At 36.5% G+C, this 15,672-nt stretch carries 19 protein-coding genes; 10 read left to right on the top strand and 9 right to left on the bottom strand.

Going from position 1 to position 15,672, the window contains the following annotated elements:
• The first annotated feature begins 279 nt into the window (after positions 1 to 279).
• The 5 genes from KIK00_RS08600 (at position 280) to KIK00_RS08620 (ending at position 1,901) form a co-directional block, all read left to right on the top strand.
• The gene (locus tag KIK00_RS08600) at positions 280 to 537 is read left to right on the top strand and encodes a RebB family R body protein (RefSeq protein WP_047378383.1); all 258 of its coding nucleotides are present in this window, start codon (positions 280 to 282) and stop codon (positions 535 to 537) included.
• 79 nt (positions 538 to 616) lie between these two features.
• The gene (locus tag KIK00_RS08605) at positions 617 to 874 is read left to right on the top strand and encodes a RebB family R body protein (protein ID WP_255816153.1); all 258 of its coding nucleotides are present in this window, start codon (positions 617 to 619) and stop codon (positions 872 to 874) included.
• Positions 875 to 956: 82 nt separating this feature from the next.
• Positions 957 to 1,214 (top strand): RebB family R body protein, encoded by a 258-nt coding sequence (locus tag KIK00_RS08610; protein ID WP_255816154.1) that lies wholly within the window; start codon positions 957 to 959, stop codon positions 1,212 to 1,214.
• An 84-nt stretch (positions 1,215 to 1,298) separates the two neighbouring features.
• Positions 1,299 to 1,556: a RebB family R body protein gene (locus tag KIK00_RS08615; protein ID WP_255816155.1), complete on the top strand. Its 258-nt coding sequence runs from the start codon at positions 1,299 to 1,301 to the stop codon at positions 1,554 to 1,556.
• Positions 1,557 to 1,637: 81 nt separating this feature from the next.
• Positions 1,638 to 1,901 (top strand): RebB family R body protein, encoded by a 264-nt coding sequence (locus tag KIK00_RS08620; protein ID WP_047378387.1) that lies wholly within the window; start codon positions 1,638 to 1,640, stop codon positions 1,899 to 1,901.
• Positions 1,902 to 1,968: 67 nt separating this feature from the next.
• Here the strand turns inward: KIK00_RS08620 and KIK00_RS08625 are convergent, their stop codons facing one another.
• From KIK00_RS08625 to KIK00_RS08640, 4 genes are read right to left on the bottom strand one after another with little or no spacing between them, the layout of a single operon-like run.
• Complete coding sequence (locus KIK00_RS08625) at positions 1,969 to 2,646, bottom strand: response regulator transcription factor (protein ID WP_255816156.1); 678 nt, start codon at positions 2,644 to 2,646, stop codon at positions 1,969 to 1,971.
• 11 nt (positions 2,647 to 2,657) lie between these two features.
• Positions 2,658 to 3,407, bottom strand: a complete 750-nt coding sequence (locus KIK00_RS08630; protein WP_255816157.1) for a sensor histidine kinase — start codon at positions 3,405 to 3,407, stop codon at positions 2,658 to 2,660.
• Entirely contained in the window at positions 3,377 to 4,021 is a 645-nt protein-coding gene (locus tag KIK00_RS08635; RefSeq protein WP_255816158.1) for a hypothetical protein, read from the bottom strand. The genes KIK00_RS08630 and KIK00_RS08635 overlap by 31 nt, the downstream gene beginning before the upstream one ends.
• Positions 4,008 to 4,718: a hypothetical protein gene (locus tag KIK00_RS08640; RefSeq protein WP_255816159.1), complete on the bottom strand. Its 711-nt coding sequence runs from the start codon at positions 4,716 to 4,718 to the stop codon at positions 4,008 to 4,010. Before KIK00_RS08640 ends, KIK00_RS08635 begins: the two co-directional genes overlap by 14 nt.
• A 205-nt stretch (positions 4,719 to 4,923) precedes the next feature.
• On the opposite strand from KIK00_RS08640, the gene KIK00_RS08645 reads away from it, so the two are divergent.
• The 3 genes from KIK00_RS08645 (at position 4,924) to KIK00_RS08655 (ending at position 7,461) form a co-directional block, all read left to right on the top strand.
• Positions 4,924 to 5,559, top strand: coding sequence for a LysE family translocator (locus tag KIK00_RS08645; RefSeq protein WP_255816160.1), 636 nt, complete (start codon positions 4,924 to 4,926; stop codon positions 5,557 to 5,559).
• Positions 5,560 to 5,784: 225 nt separating this feature from the next.
• On the top strand, positions 5,785 to 6,657 hold the full coding sequence (locus KIK00_RS08650; RefSeq protein WP_255816161.1) for an AraC family transcriptional regulator: 873 nt from the start codon (positions 5,785 to 5,787) through the stop codon (positions 6,655 to 6,657).
• An 81-nt stretch (positions 6,658 to 6,738) separates the two neighbouring features.
• Positions 6,739 to 7,461 carry a siderophore-interacting protein gene (locus tag KIK00_RS08655; RefSeq protein WP_255816162.1) on the top strand — a complete coding sequence of 241 codons (723 nt, stop codon included), beginning with the start codon at positions 6,739 to 6,741 and terminating at the stop codon, positions 7,459 to 7,461.
• 76 nt (positions 7,462 to 7,537) lie between these two features.
• On the opposite strand, the gene KIK00_RS08660 is transcribed toward KIK00_RS08655, so the two are convergent.
• The 4 genes from KIK00_RS08660 to KIK00_RS08675 all read right to left on the bottom strand — a co-directional run bounded on the left by KIK00_RS08660 (position 7,538) and on the right by KIK00_RS08675 (position 12,147).
• The gene (locus KIK00_RS08660) at positions 7,538 to 8,116 is read right to left on the bottom strand and encodes an NAD(P)H-dependent oxidoreductase (protein ID WP_255816163.1); all 579 of its coding nucleotides are present in this window, start codon (positions 8,114 to 8,116) and stop codon (positions 7,538 to 7,540) included.
• The gene (locus KIK00_RS08665) at positions 8,113 to 9,135 is read right to left on the bottom strand and encodes a saccharopine dehydrogenase (RefSeq protein ID WP_255816164.1); all 1,023 of its coding nucleotides are present in this window, start codon (positions 9,133 to 9,135) and stop codon (positions 8,113 to 8,115) included. Before KIK00_RS08665 ends, KIK00_RS08660 begins: the two co-directional genes overlap by 4 nt.
• 53 nt (positions 9,136 to 9,188) lie before the next feature.
• The gene (locus KIK00_RS08670) at positions 9,189 to 9,755 is read right to left on the bottom strand and encodes a Crp/Fnr family transcriptional regulator (protein ID WP_255816658.1); all 567 of its coding nucleotides are present in this window, start codon (positions 9,753 to 9,755) and stop codon (positions 9,189 to 9,191) included.
• A gap of 622 nt (positions 9,756 to 10,377) precedes the next feature.
• Positions 10,378 to 12,147, bottom strand: a complete 1,770-nt coding sequence (locus KIK00_RS08675; protein ID WP_255816165.1) for an aminopeptidase P family protein — start codon at positions 12,145 to 12,147, stop codon at positions 10,378 to 10,380.
• Positions 12,148 to 12,470: 323 nt separating this feature from the next.
• On the opposite strand from KIK00_RS08675, the gene KIK00_RS08680 reads away from it, so the two are divergent.
• Positions 12,471 to 12,908: a DUF6526 family protein gene (locus KIK00_RS08680; protein ID WP_255816166.1), complete on the top strand. Its 438-nt coding sequence runs from the start codon at positions 12,471 to 12,473 to the stop codon at positions 12,906 to 12,908.
• Between the two features lie 198 nt (positions 12,909 to 13,106).
• On the top strand, positions 13,107 to 14,213 hold the full coding sequence (locus KIK00_RS08685) for a DNA topoisomerase IB (RefSeq protein ID WP_255816167.1): 1,107 nt from the start codon (positions 13,107 to 13,109) through the stop codon (positions 14,211 to 14,213).
• A 518-nt stretch (positions 14,214 to 14,731) separates the two neighbouring features.
• On the opposite strand, the gene KIK00_RS08690 is transcribed toward KIK00_RS08685, so the two are convergent.
• Positions 14,732 to 15,622 carry an AraC family transcriptional regulator gene (locus KIK00_RS08690; protein ID WP_255816168.1) on the bottom strand — a complete coding sequence of 297 codons (891 nt, stop codon included), beginning with the start codon at positions 15,620 to 15,622 and terminating at the stop codon, positions 14,732 to 14,734.
• Positions 15,623 to 15,672 lie beyond the last annotated feature (50 nt).

Genomic DNA, 15,672 nt, shown 5'->3' on the forward strand with positions numbered 1-15,672 from the left:
TCTACAGCAGAAATTTATTTTTAAGACAGATATTAAAAATAAAAACCGCATCCTTTTTATCAAGAAATATGCTTTAAACTCACACAGATTTTACAGATAAGGTCTCAACCATTGTATTCAGAGCCACCCTTCAGATCTAATCACTTATAACCTGTCAATACCAATGCTTTTGAAATGTATTCATCTGCAGGATCTGTAGTGAGTTTAAAATAAAATAGAAAACTAGTTTATCTCAATAATTATTAACCGAGATCAGATCTCAAAAAAACAATTACAATTATGCCAGTTAATGAACAAATCACAGACGCAGTAACGCAATCGAACGTGAAAGTAGTAGGAGAATCTCCTGCAATGGCTTTGGCCAACGTGTATCAATCTGCAGCACATTCTACAGGAATTATGTTTGAAAATGCTGTAAATGCACAAAACCAACAGAATATTTTAGGTCAGGCAGCCACCACTCAGGGTATTCTGCAGATCTATAGCCTGGATACGGTAGCGGATGCAGTTTCCATTGCTAAGATTCTTAAGCCGTAATTTTTTAAACTTTTTTGAGAAAAAGTATTCTCAGCCGGAAAATCCGGTCGTTTTTTAACCTAAATAAACAATAATCATTATGCCAGTTAACGAACAAATCACAGACGCAGTAACACAATCCAACGTAAAGGTAGTAGCAGAATCTCCTGCAATGGCTTTGAGTAATGTGTATCAATCTGCAGCCCATTCTACAGGAATTATGTTTGAAAATGCGATAAATGCTCAAAATCAGCATAACATCGTTACGCAAGCAGCTACTACGCAGGGTATCACTCAAATCTACAGTAAAGATACCATTGCCGATGCCATCTCTATAGCTAAAATTCTTAAACCTTAATCCATTTTTGCATACCGCAAATAAAACAATTTTATACCACCGGAAAACCCGGTTATTCTAACTCAAATAAACAATAATCATTATGCCAGTAAACGAAAAAATCACAGACGCAGTAACACAATCCAACGTAAAGGTAGTAGCAGAATCTCCTGCAATGGCTTTAGCCAACGTGTATCAATCTGCTGCACATTCTACAGGAATCATGTTTGAAAATGCAATAAATACACAAAACCAACAAAATATTGTCACTCAGGCAGCCACTACACAAGGGGTAACTCAGATCTACAGTCTGGATACCATCGCAGATGCTGTTTCTATGGCTAAAATCCTTAATCCGTAATTCATTTTTGCGAAAAGCTTAAATACCATTGTCCGAACAACCGGAAAAGCCGGTTGTTTTTAACCCAAATAAACAATAATCATTATGCCAGTAAACGAACAAATCACAGACGCAGTAACGCAATCGAACGTAAAGGTAGTAGCAGAATCTCCTGCAGTAGCTTTAAGCAATGTATACCAGACAGCAGCTCATTCTACAGGGATCATGTTTGAAAATGCAGTGAGCACACAAAACCAACAGAACATTGTAAATCAAGCAGCTACTACGCAAGGTATCGCACAGATCTACAGCCTTGATACCATCGCAGATGCAGTTTCTATGGCTAAAATCCTTAACCCATAATCCATTTTTGCGAAAAGCTTAATACCATCCGAGCAACCGGAAAAGCCGGTTGTTTTTTAACCCAAATAAACAATAATCATTATGCCAGTAAACGAACAAATCACAGACGCAGTAACACAATCGAACGTAAAAGTAGTAGCAGAATCTCCTGCAATGGCTTTAAGTAACGTCTACCAATCCGCTGCCCATTCTACAGGAATCATGTTTGAAAATGCAGTGAATGCACAAAATCAACAGAACATTTTAGGTCAGGCAGCTACCACTCAGGGTATTCTTCAGATCTATAGTCTGGACACTGTAGCAGATGCGGTTTCTATTGCTAAAGTATTGAATCCTAAATTATAGTGTATTTTTAGATTTCTTGTTATCAGGGAGTACAATCATGTGCTCCCTGATTCTTTCTGGATAATAATTATTTATCAAATAATACAATCTCATTCGGATCTATAACCTGATTCTGTACTGCATAAATAACAAGCCCAGCCATATTTTTCACTCCTGTTTTGATCATCAGGTTGGTTTTATGGGTTTCTACAGTTTTGGGAGAAATAAACAGAGAATCTGCAATTTCCTTAGTGCTCAGCTGCTGGCAAACCAATCGCAGAACATCAACTTCTCTATCGGTAAGCTCATTCTTAGAAAAGGCATGAAACTCCGGGAGCTTATTGGAAAGCTGGGTTCTCATGACATCAATCTGATCATTGGAAAAATAATGTCCTCTATGGTGAACGGTTTTGATAACAGCTAATAATTCCTGTAATTCAATTTCTTTGGGCAAAAAGGCATGGGCTCCCATTTTCAGCATCTGTCCCATGAACGAACGGCGATAAAAACTGGAAAGAACAATAATTTTTGTTTCAGTTTCCCTTTTGGCCAACTCAGACATTACTTCAAGGCCATCACCGTTCGTCATTCTCAGATCCAGAATCAGAATATCTAAAGATCCAGAATCTTCAGTGAGAAACTGATAACCGCCTGTTGAGGTCAGCGTAACCTGATAATCTCCATTATTATCGATATAATTTTTCAAAAGCTGTACAAACAGCAGGTCGTCATCTACAATGCCTATTTTAATTTTTGAGTGTTCCATGTTTATTTTTTTTATTGTAATGCCATACAGGCTATAAATTTTGTTCCTTTTTCAGGTTGTGTTTTAAGTTTATAGATTGCTTTAATCTTTTGTGCTCTTGACTGAATATTCCTAAGACCAATACCTCCGGAGTGGGTTTCTACGATAAAACCACGACCGTTATCTTCTATTGTTAATATCAGGTAGTTCAGTGAGATTCTTAGAGAGACATCCACTCTGGTTGCTTCAGCATGTTTCAAAATATTGGTGATCAGTTCCTGAACAATTCTGAAAAGATTTAGTTTTACAGGGTTACTGATCGGAGTTTTTATTGTAATATGGCGGAAAATGACCTCTATATTTTTATTAATCTGTGCAAGATAATCTGCAATTAAATCCGCCAGATCAACCTCATCGAGATCCGGTGGTGTAAGATTATGCGATAATTCTCTTATCAACTGCATAGATTTTTTTAAATCACGATTAAGCTCTTCCGGATTTTTATCCGTAAGATTTAAACGGATGAGATTCAACTGTGAGATAATATTATCATGAAGTTCTTCTGCCAGACGTTCCCTGTCCTGCTCCTGTAAAAGAAGTGTATTCTCCCAATATTCTTTTTGGTTATTCCGGACCAGCTGAGAGACTTTCTGCTTATTTTTTTTTATACTTTTTAAATAATTAATGACCAATAACGTAATGAATAACGTCGTTAAAAAAAATAGCCCAATACCGATCCATATCCATAGAACTATCTGATCCTGATTTTCCCAACGCCACATCCCAGATTAATAAAAGCAATATAAAAAGACAATAGCAAAATGCCTCTAAAAAGCCAGACAGGAGCTACCCAGCTCAGATGATTGCTGATTAAAAAATTAAAGGTAGTGGATATGATACATTCAATAGAAAAAAACAGGAAAACAATGATGTTCACGATAAACATATCCCTATCTGCCTTACCTTCCCTGATAATCTTCATAAAATAAGAGACGGCGTAGCTACAAATAATAATACTGGTGATAATATTGGAATAAAAAGTAACCTGTGTATCATTTTGCACATACAATATATTAGTCATCAATGTCAATATTGCATAGCCATAGATTATCCATCTTAACTGACGGGAAAGCTGGATATAATAATTGTTATAGATGACAGTAAGGATCATCAAACCAAAAAACTGGCTCAGTATATAATTGTACGTATTGAGTGTATTTAATTTCATCAGCCGGTCCGTTAAGTCCGTCAGTTCCAGCATAAAATCTCCTGAAAGAAGCACAATCACAGGAAGTTTTGTTTTTATCCCATCTTTTACCAATACAATCAGCCCGGTACATAAGACCAGGTTAATAATAATTTGTAAATACAGGGATAAACTGTTATACGAAAACACTGGTGCTTTGCTTCAAAAGTTGATAATCATTAAGAGTATCAACGGTAAAAGGAGGTCTTGGAGTAGAATAATTTTCTGCGGTCTCACTCATATGATTAATTGCAAGGCTTTTCACTGTAATAATTTCGATATGATAAGGAAAATCCGGATCTTTTTTCTCCAGATCATCAGTAAGTCCAAAGAAACTGATACAGGTTTGTCCTCCTGTAATTCCCATTTTATCATAATCTGAAAACGGAATGGAAATCAACTGAAAGATATTTTCTGTTTGCTGGGCCTGTATCCATGCTGTGCCAAACATATTCCATCTGAAATTGCGGTTAATGGCTGATTCAGATGTAATTGGAGGTGGGATCATTTCTTGGTCATTACTGCTCTCCATCTTCTCTTCAGGAAACTTGCTTGAAAATTCTTTAATAATGATGTTACTAAAATCGGCATCCTTATCACTTTTAGAATCAATCAGGAAAAATTTCAACTGCTCCTCATGAATACCTACATACGCATGAATACTTTTCAGTTCTTCTGTTCCAAGGTTTCTTTTCCATTGTTCTATTTCTTCACCCGAAACACTGAAATGAGTTCCTTGTTTTAAAAATATCAAAATTTCCGCCCCATTTATGTTAATTCCATTTTTATAAGAATCAATAAGATTTTTCCATTTTCTGATGGCTTCAAAGATGTTTTCAGTAGTCATGATAATATTTATTTGTGAATGATAATTATTTTATGTGTTGAAATTTACAAAAAAAACAGACTGGTATTTATTTTAAATCACATTCAAGTGGAAAATAAAACCTAATTGAGTGAAAATTAATATTTCTTCAATTTTTTATAATGACGGATTAGGTACAGTCTGTATCTTTGTGCGGGGAATACTCACAATTAAATAACGACTACCAATGATTCCATTTCACGAACTTATTTTTTTCATCCTGGCTGCACTCATCTTAGTGATCAGTCCCGGTCCTAATATGATTTACCTGATTTCAAAATCTATAACGCAAGGGAAAAAGTCCGGGTTTATTTCCCTGGCGGGAGTGGTGTGTGGTTTTTTATTCCACATCATCATGGTATCTTTTGGTCTGACTGCAGTTTTGCTGGCCGTTCCATTGGCTTATACCGTTCTTAAGGCCATGGGAACTGTCTATCTTTTATATCTTGCCTATCAGGCTATAAAACCAAAGAGCAGGAATATTTTTGACGTTGATAAAAATGTTCCTCATGACAGTCCCAAAAAGCTTTTTACCATTGGTTTTTTAACGAATGTATTAAATCCAAAAGTGGCCGTCTTTTACCTGTCTTTCTTTCCTCAGTTTATCAAACCTGAGTATGGTTCCATATTCACGCAGAGTCTTGAACTTGGAGTTATTCAGGTTCTGATCAGCTTCAGCATTAACTTTATCATTGTATTAACAGCGGCAAGAGTTGCCCTATTCTTTTCCAATAATCCGGCCTGGATAAAGGTTCAGAAATGGTTTATGGCCAGTGTATTGACCTATCTGGCTATAAAAATGGCTTTTTCAAAAGCAAAATAACAATCAACAGGATCAATATCAATATTAAAAATAAAACAGCATTCTATAAAATCCGGAACAGGTTTCTTTCTGTTCCGAATTCCGTTGTATATTCATATAAAATCTGATCTAAAGAAAACATCATCATTATTCACCGCGAATTTGAGATTAATATTCCGGATGTAAAACCGTGAAAATACGTAATTTTGTGGTTGCGTATTTATCCTCATCACAACAGGTTTACAGATGAAACAGACTATTCCTACTTATGATTTAAACGGTATTTCCCACCACAGATTCCATGTCAAAAGAATGGATAAGCGTACTCAGAATGCTGAGGATATTCTTTTGGACAAAGGAATACACCGGGATAGTCATTACATTTTCACCTGCATGGAAAGCGGTCATGTAAGAATGATGGTAGATTTTAAAACGATTGAAGCAAAAGATTCCACTCTTTTCTGTGTATTACCGGGACAGGTACATCAGGGCCTATTAATGAAAGACGTTTGCGGATGGTTTGTAGCTGTTAAAGCAGAACTTGTACCTGATATGGTACGTTCTTTTTTTGATGAATCCCTGGGGGAAATACAACCAATGCCTATAGATAAAAGCCTTGTCAAAAAAATAAATACAACAGCCGACATGCTTCATGCCTCCTATACGAACGAGATGCTTTCCAGCAAAGAAGGATTTCTGGTTGTGCAATCATTGCTTAATGCATTCCTGGGATTGTTTGCCATGATTTATTCTCAGAAGAATGTATCTCCTGCTTCCAGCGAAAATCGGGCTTTACAACTGTCAAGAACATTTAGAACTTTGGTTCGGAAGGATTTTAAAACCTCGAAAAGTCCATTTGAATATGCAGAAGTTTTAAATATTACAAGAGGATATTTAACGGAGGCAGTCCGGGAAGCAACCGGGAAGCCCGCACAACACTGGATTCATCAGGAAATTTTAATTGAAGCCAAAAGATTGCTAGTCTTTACCAACCTAAGCGTAAAAGAAATCGCTTATGAATTAGGATATAGCGACCACACTTATTTCAGCCGCTTATTTTCTAAACTGGAAGACCAATCACCATCAGAATTCCGGGATCTGCATAAAAACAAACACTAACCACGAATAGTCCAATTTTTCCCATGAAACAGCTATCGGTATTTTCTGATTTTGCAACGTCCTTTGCAATAAAAATGATTTATGCCGAGCTTACCAAAATGGATCAATGACACTGTAGAAAATGTCTGGTCCTCAAAATTTAAAGACTGTACGGTTATCCATATAGAAAAAATCACGAATGATCTTCGTCTTATACGTTTTCAAACAGATTTACAGGATGTTTCTTACGAACCTGCGTATGCAATAGGAATAAGAATTAACGGCCGCGATTTCCGGAATTATTCTCCCTTCAACTTCAATCAGGAAGCAGGGACTTTTGATGTTTTATTTCACCTGCATGATGCATCTGCCGCAGGAAGTCATTTTGTAACCCAACTTTCAGCCGGAGATTCTATAAAGCTTTTAATGCCAAGAGGAAAACAATTCTTTGCTCCCAATGCAAAAATCCATTTTTCTGTGGGTGACGAAACTTCACTGGGAAGTTCTCTTTCGATCAAAAAGGCCGTAGAGGAAAATGGTTCTTTATTTGTCTGTCTCCATGAACTGGAAGAATGTTCTGCTCTTGAAAAACTGAATTTATATGGCTATCACAGTCCTAAAAATAATACAATGAGAATAATTGAAGCGTTGAATGACTTTTTGATGGAAGAAAAAGAGGCTATCTACAATGATGATGCTGTTTTCTACCTCACCGGAAACGGAGGAAGAATGTCTCTGATCAGAAAATTCCTTAAAGCCAGAGGAGTTTCTCCCAAATGTATAAAATCACAAGCCTACTGGATTGAGGGGAAAAAGGGATTGTAAAAACAGGGAACTGAAACTTTATCTGACAATAGAAATCAATTATTGTCAGATAAAGTTATCATGATATGTTGTTAGATTACTTTTGTTTCTTTCCTAATTCTTTCACTTTTCTTAACCACTGAGCCCGCTGCTCATCTTTAGAATTCCGGATGATGCCGATGTAAGTTAGTTTAACGGGTTTTACACCACAATATTCCAATATGGATTTTCTAAGCTGATTGACGCTGGGTCTTCCAAAAAACAAACGGTAATACCAGCCCGGTTGATCCAATGTCGTAAGAATATGGGCTGTTTTTCCTTTTAACAATTTATCCCACCAGACAGAATTCTCCCTGAATTTATAAGCCATTCCGGGCAAAAAAAGACGATCTATGAATCCTTTCATCAGGGCTGGAAATCCTCCCCACCAAACCGGATGCACCCAAACCAGATGATCTGCCCATTGGATTATTTCCCAGGATTTCAGCAAATCCGGTTCAAGCTCCATTCTTTTCTGGTATCCAAACTGTAGATTAAGATTGAAATTTAAATCTCTGATGACAATTTCCTTTACTTCAGCTCCTGTTTCTACGGCCCCAGCCTTATAAGCTTCTGTAATCCCAAAGTTGAAAGAATCTTTATTAGGATGCCCGTTGATAATTGCTATTTTTTTCATTGTGTGACATTGATATTGATGGTTTCATAGGTATGAAGCTGGCTCATTAATGATAAAGGGTCATGCAGCTGATGACTGAAATACACATTATTTTCATGGGGATTTCTCAGCAGTTCTTCGGTATGCAGAACAGCAGATAAAGCAGTAAGTTCTGCCTGCCCTTTCATGCTTCGTAAGCTTAGTTTCTTCTGACCTGCTTTATCTTTCACCACAATTTCAAACACAGACTGATCTCCGTTTCCACTGGATCCAAAAATCATTTTTCTTTCTTTTAATGATAAAATATTGAATATTCTCAGGTATTGAAAAGATCCCAGCAGCCAGGTAATGAATTTCGAGTTATAAGTCATTTTTACACTTACTCCGGGAATTCGTTCTACCTTATTAAGAATATAGAGATCTGGTACATCAAAATTATAAGCCTTTCTCTCTCCTATTCCAAAAGAGAATTTAAAAGATTCTGTATCTAAAAAATGCCTGATAGAAACAGGTTTGTCATTCTTATAATGCACAAAAGGAACAGCTACGTTTTCTGCCATAAAATGTGCTGAACTTTCTCCTGCCAGGTCTTTCACAGAGTAATACACAAAAACCTTTACCTCCTTAATATCATCTGAATTGGAAAGGGTATTGACTAATCCCGGTACAATTCCGCCCATCCAGCCTGAACTGAAGACTATTCTGCTGTTCACTTCTGATTTTCCGGCAATATCATAGGCCTTAACCAAAGCCGGAGTAGGTTTTGTAATATCCAGATAATCTATATGATGGGCAATGGCAAAACGAAGTACGTGATCTTCTTTGTCATTCACGGAAAGAATGATGAGATGTATTTTTTTCTCAGAGATCACTTTAAAAGAGGAAGGATCTGTGACATCGATCTTTAGATCTTTGTCTGTTTTTCCACCTTTTCTTCCTCCGATAAAAACAGTAAGATGAGGGTTTCTTGATTTCAGAATGCGGGAAATTGTCTTTCCTACCAATCCATTTCCACCAATAATCAGAATATTTTGCTCCATAACTTTTTTTGACAAAAGTAGAGCGCTCCTGTTTCAATAAGCAGGACAAATGTCTAAAAAGAAATTTCCTTTCTTATACGGCTCAGGTGACGTTGTGTAATTCCAAGATAGGAAGCCAGATACTGCAATGGAATGTTCTGAATATAATCAGGATGATTCTTTAATAATGTTTCATACCGCTGGGCTGCGCTATCTCTTTGAAGCTGAAAAAAACGTGTTTCAAGTTCAAGATATTCCTGTTCTGCAATGATCTTTAAAAATTTTGTCCAGTTAAGGCTGTTCTGCACCAGTTCATCTACCGCATCTTTTTTAAGAATAATCAACTCTGCATTGGTAATGGCCTGCATGCTTTCTCTACTCGGGCACCCTGAAATAAATGATGAATACGCAGCGATCATATGATTGGGGAACCGGAAGCAATAGGTCATATCTTTTCCTTCATCAGAGGTATAAAAGGAACGGAAAATACCAGATTTCACCAATCCAACTTCCTTACAAAGTTCTCCTTCCTGTATGAAATAATCATTTTTATTGATGAGTCTGAGTTCGGAAAACTTTAGAAATTCTTCAATTTCATCTTCTGAAAACAGATTAAAGCTTCGAAAATAATCCTGTATTATCATTCTTAAAAATAAGGGGTTTTAATGAATCACGAAAATAGATAAAATCAGGATAAAAAATGAATGTAAGCTTCTTTATCAACGCAAAGTTTTCATTTTTATAGAATTTTATCCCAAGAGGGCAAAGATGGGATCAATTTCATTGATCCTTTTTAAGCGGACGTATAGCCATATAGCTTCATCATCGACTCCGTCACTTTCTTATCCAACTTAAAAATAAGATAATCTAATAGGTTCTTGGCGTTTTTATATCATTATGGCAAATTTGAATATCTATCTTTTGTCTCAACTCAATTTTGAGATTGATATAAATATATTTAACAATTTTCAATTAGTTACAAAAAAAATCATCTCAGGACGAGATGATTTACCGTTTTGAATTTACTTGAGTTATTTATGAAGATATGAATGATGTTTTGTTGGTACAAAGATAACTTAGCTCCGGTTTTTATCAATCAGTAGAATCCCTAGAATTATATCCGTAAAAATACGGTTGTATAAAAAGAAAAGCCCTGCAGGAAATACCTTACAGGACTTTGGTTTATCTAACAATTCTTCTGTTTAATGTTTAAATCTGAGGTTTAAAGATATGATTTACATCTACTTTACCCCATTGATTGTATTAAAGAGGACTTACCAGTTGCAGGAACCATTCTTTAACTTCTCCTTCCAGATAAGGAGCAAGCTTTTCTTCACACGTTTTATGGTAACCATTCAACCATGCGATTTCACTTTCTGAAAGAATTTCTTTCACTACAGTATCTTTGAAGAACGGGCAGAATGTTAATGTTTCAAATTCATAGAACGTTCCGTGAATTGTTTTTTCTGCTTCTTTTACTGCGATCAGGTTTTCGTGACGGATTCCATAATGTCCTTCAAGATAATATCCAGGTTCGTTTGAGCATACCATTCCCGGAAGAAGTTCCTGAGGATTCAGGTCTTTTCTGATGTTTTGCGGTCCTTCATGTACATTCATGAAGCTTCCTACACCGTGTCCTGTTCCGTGGTTGAAGTCTTTGCCTTCCATCCATAAAGGAAGTCTTGCAATAGCATCAAGATGTACTCCTTTTGTTCCTTTCGGGAATTTCACCATTGATAAACGGATCAGCCCCTGTAATACCAATGTTGAGTTTCTTTTAAACTCTTCCGAAGGGGTTCCTAAGGCAAAAGTTCTTGTAATATCTGTAGTTCCTTCAAGGTACTGGCCTCCTGAGTCTACCAGGATTGTTTCCTCGTTGGTCACTTCTTTGCTTCCTTCTTTTTTAGCTGAATAGTGCATGATCGCACCATTATCTTTATATCCAACGATAGAACCGAAGCTTTCTCCCACAAAGTTTTCACCTTCTGCGCGGAATCCTCTCAGTTTCTGTCCGATAGAATATTCGTTCATGGCTTCTTTTCCTGCATTGTGAGTTAACCAATAAAGGAATTTCACCATAGCCACTCCGTCTCTTACCATTACTTTTCTGAAACCTTCCAGCTCAGCTTCGTTTTTCTGAGCTTTCATCAGATTACCCGGAACCGGAGCTTTGATAAACTGGTTATCTGCTTTTAATGTTTCGAAAATCTGCTGGTTGCTGTTTGGAGAAACCAGTACTTTTTCATTTTTGAATGTCTTCAGGTAATTGTAGAATTCTTCGTAAGGCATCATTTTCACAAAGGAATCATCCATTTGTTTTCTTGCCCCTACTTCCATTTTTTCTAATCCTGTGAATAGTACTGCATCATTTTTAGTGATCACAATATATCCTAAAAATACAGGATTGCTTTCTACATCACTTCCTCTCAGGTTGGCTGTCCAGGCTACATCATCCAGACTTGATATGATATGTACGGTAGCTTCCTGATCCTCCATTTTCTGGCGGATGGCAGAAATTTTATCGGAAACAGATTTACCGGCTCTTTCTACGGGATGTACAAAAATAGGATTGGCAGATGGAGTTCCTCTTTCTTTCCAGACTTCTTTTAAAAGCGGAAAATCTACCAGTGTAATATTTTTTGAATTAAATTTTTGAGAAAGCAGTTCCCAGTTGGCATTAGAAGCTGCTAAAGCATTTACGGCCACTTTACCGCCTGAAGGAATTTCTGAAATGATCCAGTCAATATAATTAGGCGTTCCTTCCATACCATCTTTGAAAAGGTCGATTCCTGAACCGTCCAGCTCGATAGCGGCTTGTGTAAAATATCTTCCGTCTGTCCAAAGTCCGGCTTTGTCTTTGGTAACTACTACAAAACCAGCAGAACCTAAGAAACCTGACAACCAAGCTCTCTCCTGCCATTCTTCAGGTAGATATTCGCTCATATGCGGGTCTGCAGAATATACTATAAATGCATCAACATTATTTTTCTGCATTTCTTCACGAAGCGCAGCAACTTTTTCCTTTGAAGTCATTCTTTTCTTTTTTAAACACCGAAAGTTACGAAAAATTTGAAGTCGGAAGCTGAAATCTACCGGCTATTTTGCTTAATAAGCTGTTATTTTAGCAGGAATTCTTTTTGAAGATATCTGCGATTTGATTTTTTATGTTTTAATAGTACACTTAAGATTTCTTAAACTTTTAAATGAATGTACATGAACTGTTTTGGAATGACTGATACATTTATAATTTAAAAACGTTAAACATATTTGATAAAATAAATCATTTTCATCTAAAAAAAACCTCCCCATTATCAAAATAATAAATTTTTGGAAAGATTATTGCTGTAATCTACTCCATGAAACAGCAGAACTACAATAACCACAGGAAATTTTATCCGCCTCATCATTTTATTTATCTTCCTTTGCTCATTCTATTGGAGATTTTCGGAATTTATAAAATCTGGGACGACCCGGGAAATCAACTGACCTGGATTCTATTTTCTATCGTTATTTTTCTGCTTTTCTATCTGGCATTTATGACACGGCAGCATTATGCATTGGGACTTCAAAACCGAATGGTGATCCTGGAATTTCAGCAGCGGTATTTTGAAATCTTCAATAAAAGATCAGATGAAACTATTGAAAAATTAAGATTTGACCAGATTGCTGCACTGAGATTTACCTATGATGATGAGTTCAAGGAGCTTTTATACAGAGCCCTTCATGAAAACATCTCAGGAGACGAAATTAAAAGGTCTATAAAAAAATGGAGGGCTGACCGACTCAGAATCTAACACCTCAACAAATATATACTTATGAAAAAGTGGAGCTTTTACAGTATTACAATATTAAGTTTGTTGACACTAACAAGTTGTGAAGCAGTAGAAACAATTTTTAAGGCAGGAATGTGGTGGGGAATTCTCTTAGTCTGTGTGATAGTAGGGATTCTTTTACTGATTTTTTCGAGGGGTAAAAACTCTTAACCATGCTTTATGGAGAAGAATACAGACCTGGAAATCATTTCTCACCTTAAGCCTTCAAAAATTGTTAAAATCATGAAGGACCCGGAAGCTTCTGCAAAGGCGGTACATCTCATATATACCACCGATGCAGAAACCGCCGGAATTACCCGTAAAAAAAACGGAAAGAAATATTCCTATTATAAAGACGGTGAAAAGATAAAGGATAAAGAAGAAATTACAAGGATCAATAAACTGGTGATTCCACCTGCCTGGGAAAATGTGTGGATCTGTGCACTGGAAAACGGGCATCTTCAGGCAACAGGTTTTGATGTCAAGAAAAGAAAACAATACCGCTACCATCCTCTTTGGAGCGCTTTAAGAAATCATACAAAATTTTACAGGATGCTTCAGTTCGGATATGCGTTACCGGACATCCGGCTTCAGGTAGAACAGGATCTTGCTCTGAGAAATTTTGAGAAACGGAAAATCCTGGCTTTAATTGTAAGCCTAATGCAAAGAACCAATATCCGCATTGGAAATAATATATATGAAAAACTATACGGTTCTTTTGGGCTGACAACCTTAAAAGGTAAGCATGTTCAAATAAAAGGACAAAAGATTACTTTTTCTTTTAAAGGGAAAAAAGGCATTATGCACAATGTTGATCTTCGAAGTAAAAGACTGTCACGACTGATTCAGAAATGTAAAGATATCCCGGGGAAGGAACTTTTCCAGTATTTTGATGATGAAGGAAACCGCCATTCTGTAGATTCCGGAATGGTAAATGAGTATATAAAAGAAATCAGTGGTGAAGATTTTACGGCCAAGGATTTCAGAACATGGTCCGGAACAGTAAGCGCGCTAATTGCTTTTAAAGAAATCGGGTATGCAGAAAATGATACTCAATATAAAAAGAAAGTAAAAGAAGCCTTGGATATTGTCGCTGAGAACCTGGGAAATACATCAGCTGTCTGCAGAAAATATTATGTTCATCCTTTAGTCATTAACCTTTACGAAAACAATACAATCAAAAAATATCTTGACGAGCTGGAAATTATAGAAGAAAATGACGGAAAGGCCGATCTGACAAAAGAGGAAAGGCTGGTTCTGAAAATTCTGGAAAACGAGAAAATGTAAGGAGATGGGAGAATGGAAGCTGGGAGATGGAAGCTGGGAGATGGAAGTTCTCAAATTCCTAAAACAACTTTTTGAATTCTCAACTTATCTTGATTAAGTTACTACAATACTTCCAGCATCCGACTTCCAGCTTCCAGCCTATTATACTGAAATCCTGTTATTGTTCAAAAACTGAATTCGATATTCCTTCGGTGTTAAGCCTGCAATCTCTTTAGGAAAATCAAAAAGTGGAAGTTTTGATATTCCTAAAAAACAACTTTTTGAATTCTCAACTTATCTTGATTAAGTTACTACAATACTTCCAGCATCCGACTTCCAGCTTCCAGCCTATTATACTGAAATCCTGTTATTGTTCAAAAACTGAATTCGATATTCCTTCGGTGTTAAGCCTGCAATCTCTTTAGGAAAATCAAAAAGTGGAAGTTTTGATATTCCTAAAAACAACTTTTTGAATTCTCAACTTATCTTGATTAAGTTACTACAATACTTCCAGCATCCGACTTCCAGCTTCCAGCCTATTATACTGAAATCCTGTTATTGCTCAAAAACTGAATTCGATATTCCTTCGGTGTTAAGCCCGCAATCTTTTTGAAAAGCTGGGTAAAATGGGAGGCAGTATGAAAATTCAGTTCGTAAGCAATCTCTGCAATGTCTTTGCTCGAGTGAAGTAATGCTTTGCTGTAATTGATATCAATCTCATTGATCCACTGTTTTGGGGATTTCTGGGTAACACCTTTTACACATTTATTCAGATAACTTTCTGTTACAGACAGTTTATCGGCATAGAATGCTACTCTTTTTTCCCCCACATGATACTTAAACAAAAGATCCCGGAACTGAAGGGATAACTCCATAGGGCGTGTCGCAGATTTGTGATGGGTATCAGAATCTGTACTCAGCATCTTGATTAATATAAGATGAAGCATCGTTACTACTACATCATTGATATTGAGATTATTTAGCCACAATTCCTGCTCCATAATGGGAAGAAGCTGTGTAATAGTTCCGTAGGTCAGACTGTCAAGATTCAGGAAGGGAGTCATGAAAAAGATACTGCTTTTATGTTTAGGCAGTTCCTGTTCGGACAGGATATTGTTCTCGTAAGCCAGGAAGAAACCTTCAATATCCTCCGATAACTCAACAGTTGCCGTGATTGTTCCTTGTTTGATAAAGATAACCCCTCCTTTTTCAGCATGATATTCTTTATTTTCAAGGTATTGTCTGATATGACCATTGGTAACGAAGATAATAAAGTTGAACGTTGTACGGTACGGAATCACAGGCATCAGAATTCCTTTAAGATAGTTTTCTATCCGATAGAGCTGTATATCAGCATTATTGGCTAATATCTTGTCCGCAATATTCGGAAGAAAAAGCTTTTTATATTGAAAATTGGATAGTACTTCCATATCCTTGTTATGATTATTTAAAGTTATACAAAATATTTTAAAGCAAAGGA

It is taken from the genome of Chryseobacterium sp. MA9 (genome assembly GCF_024399315.1).
Taxonomy (GTDB): Bacteria; Bacteroidota; Bacteroidia; order Flavobacteriales; family Weeksellaceae; genus Chryseobacterium.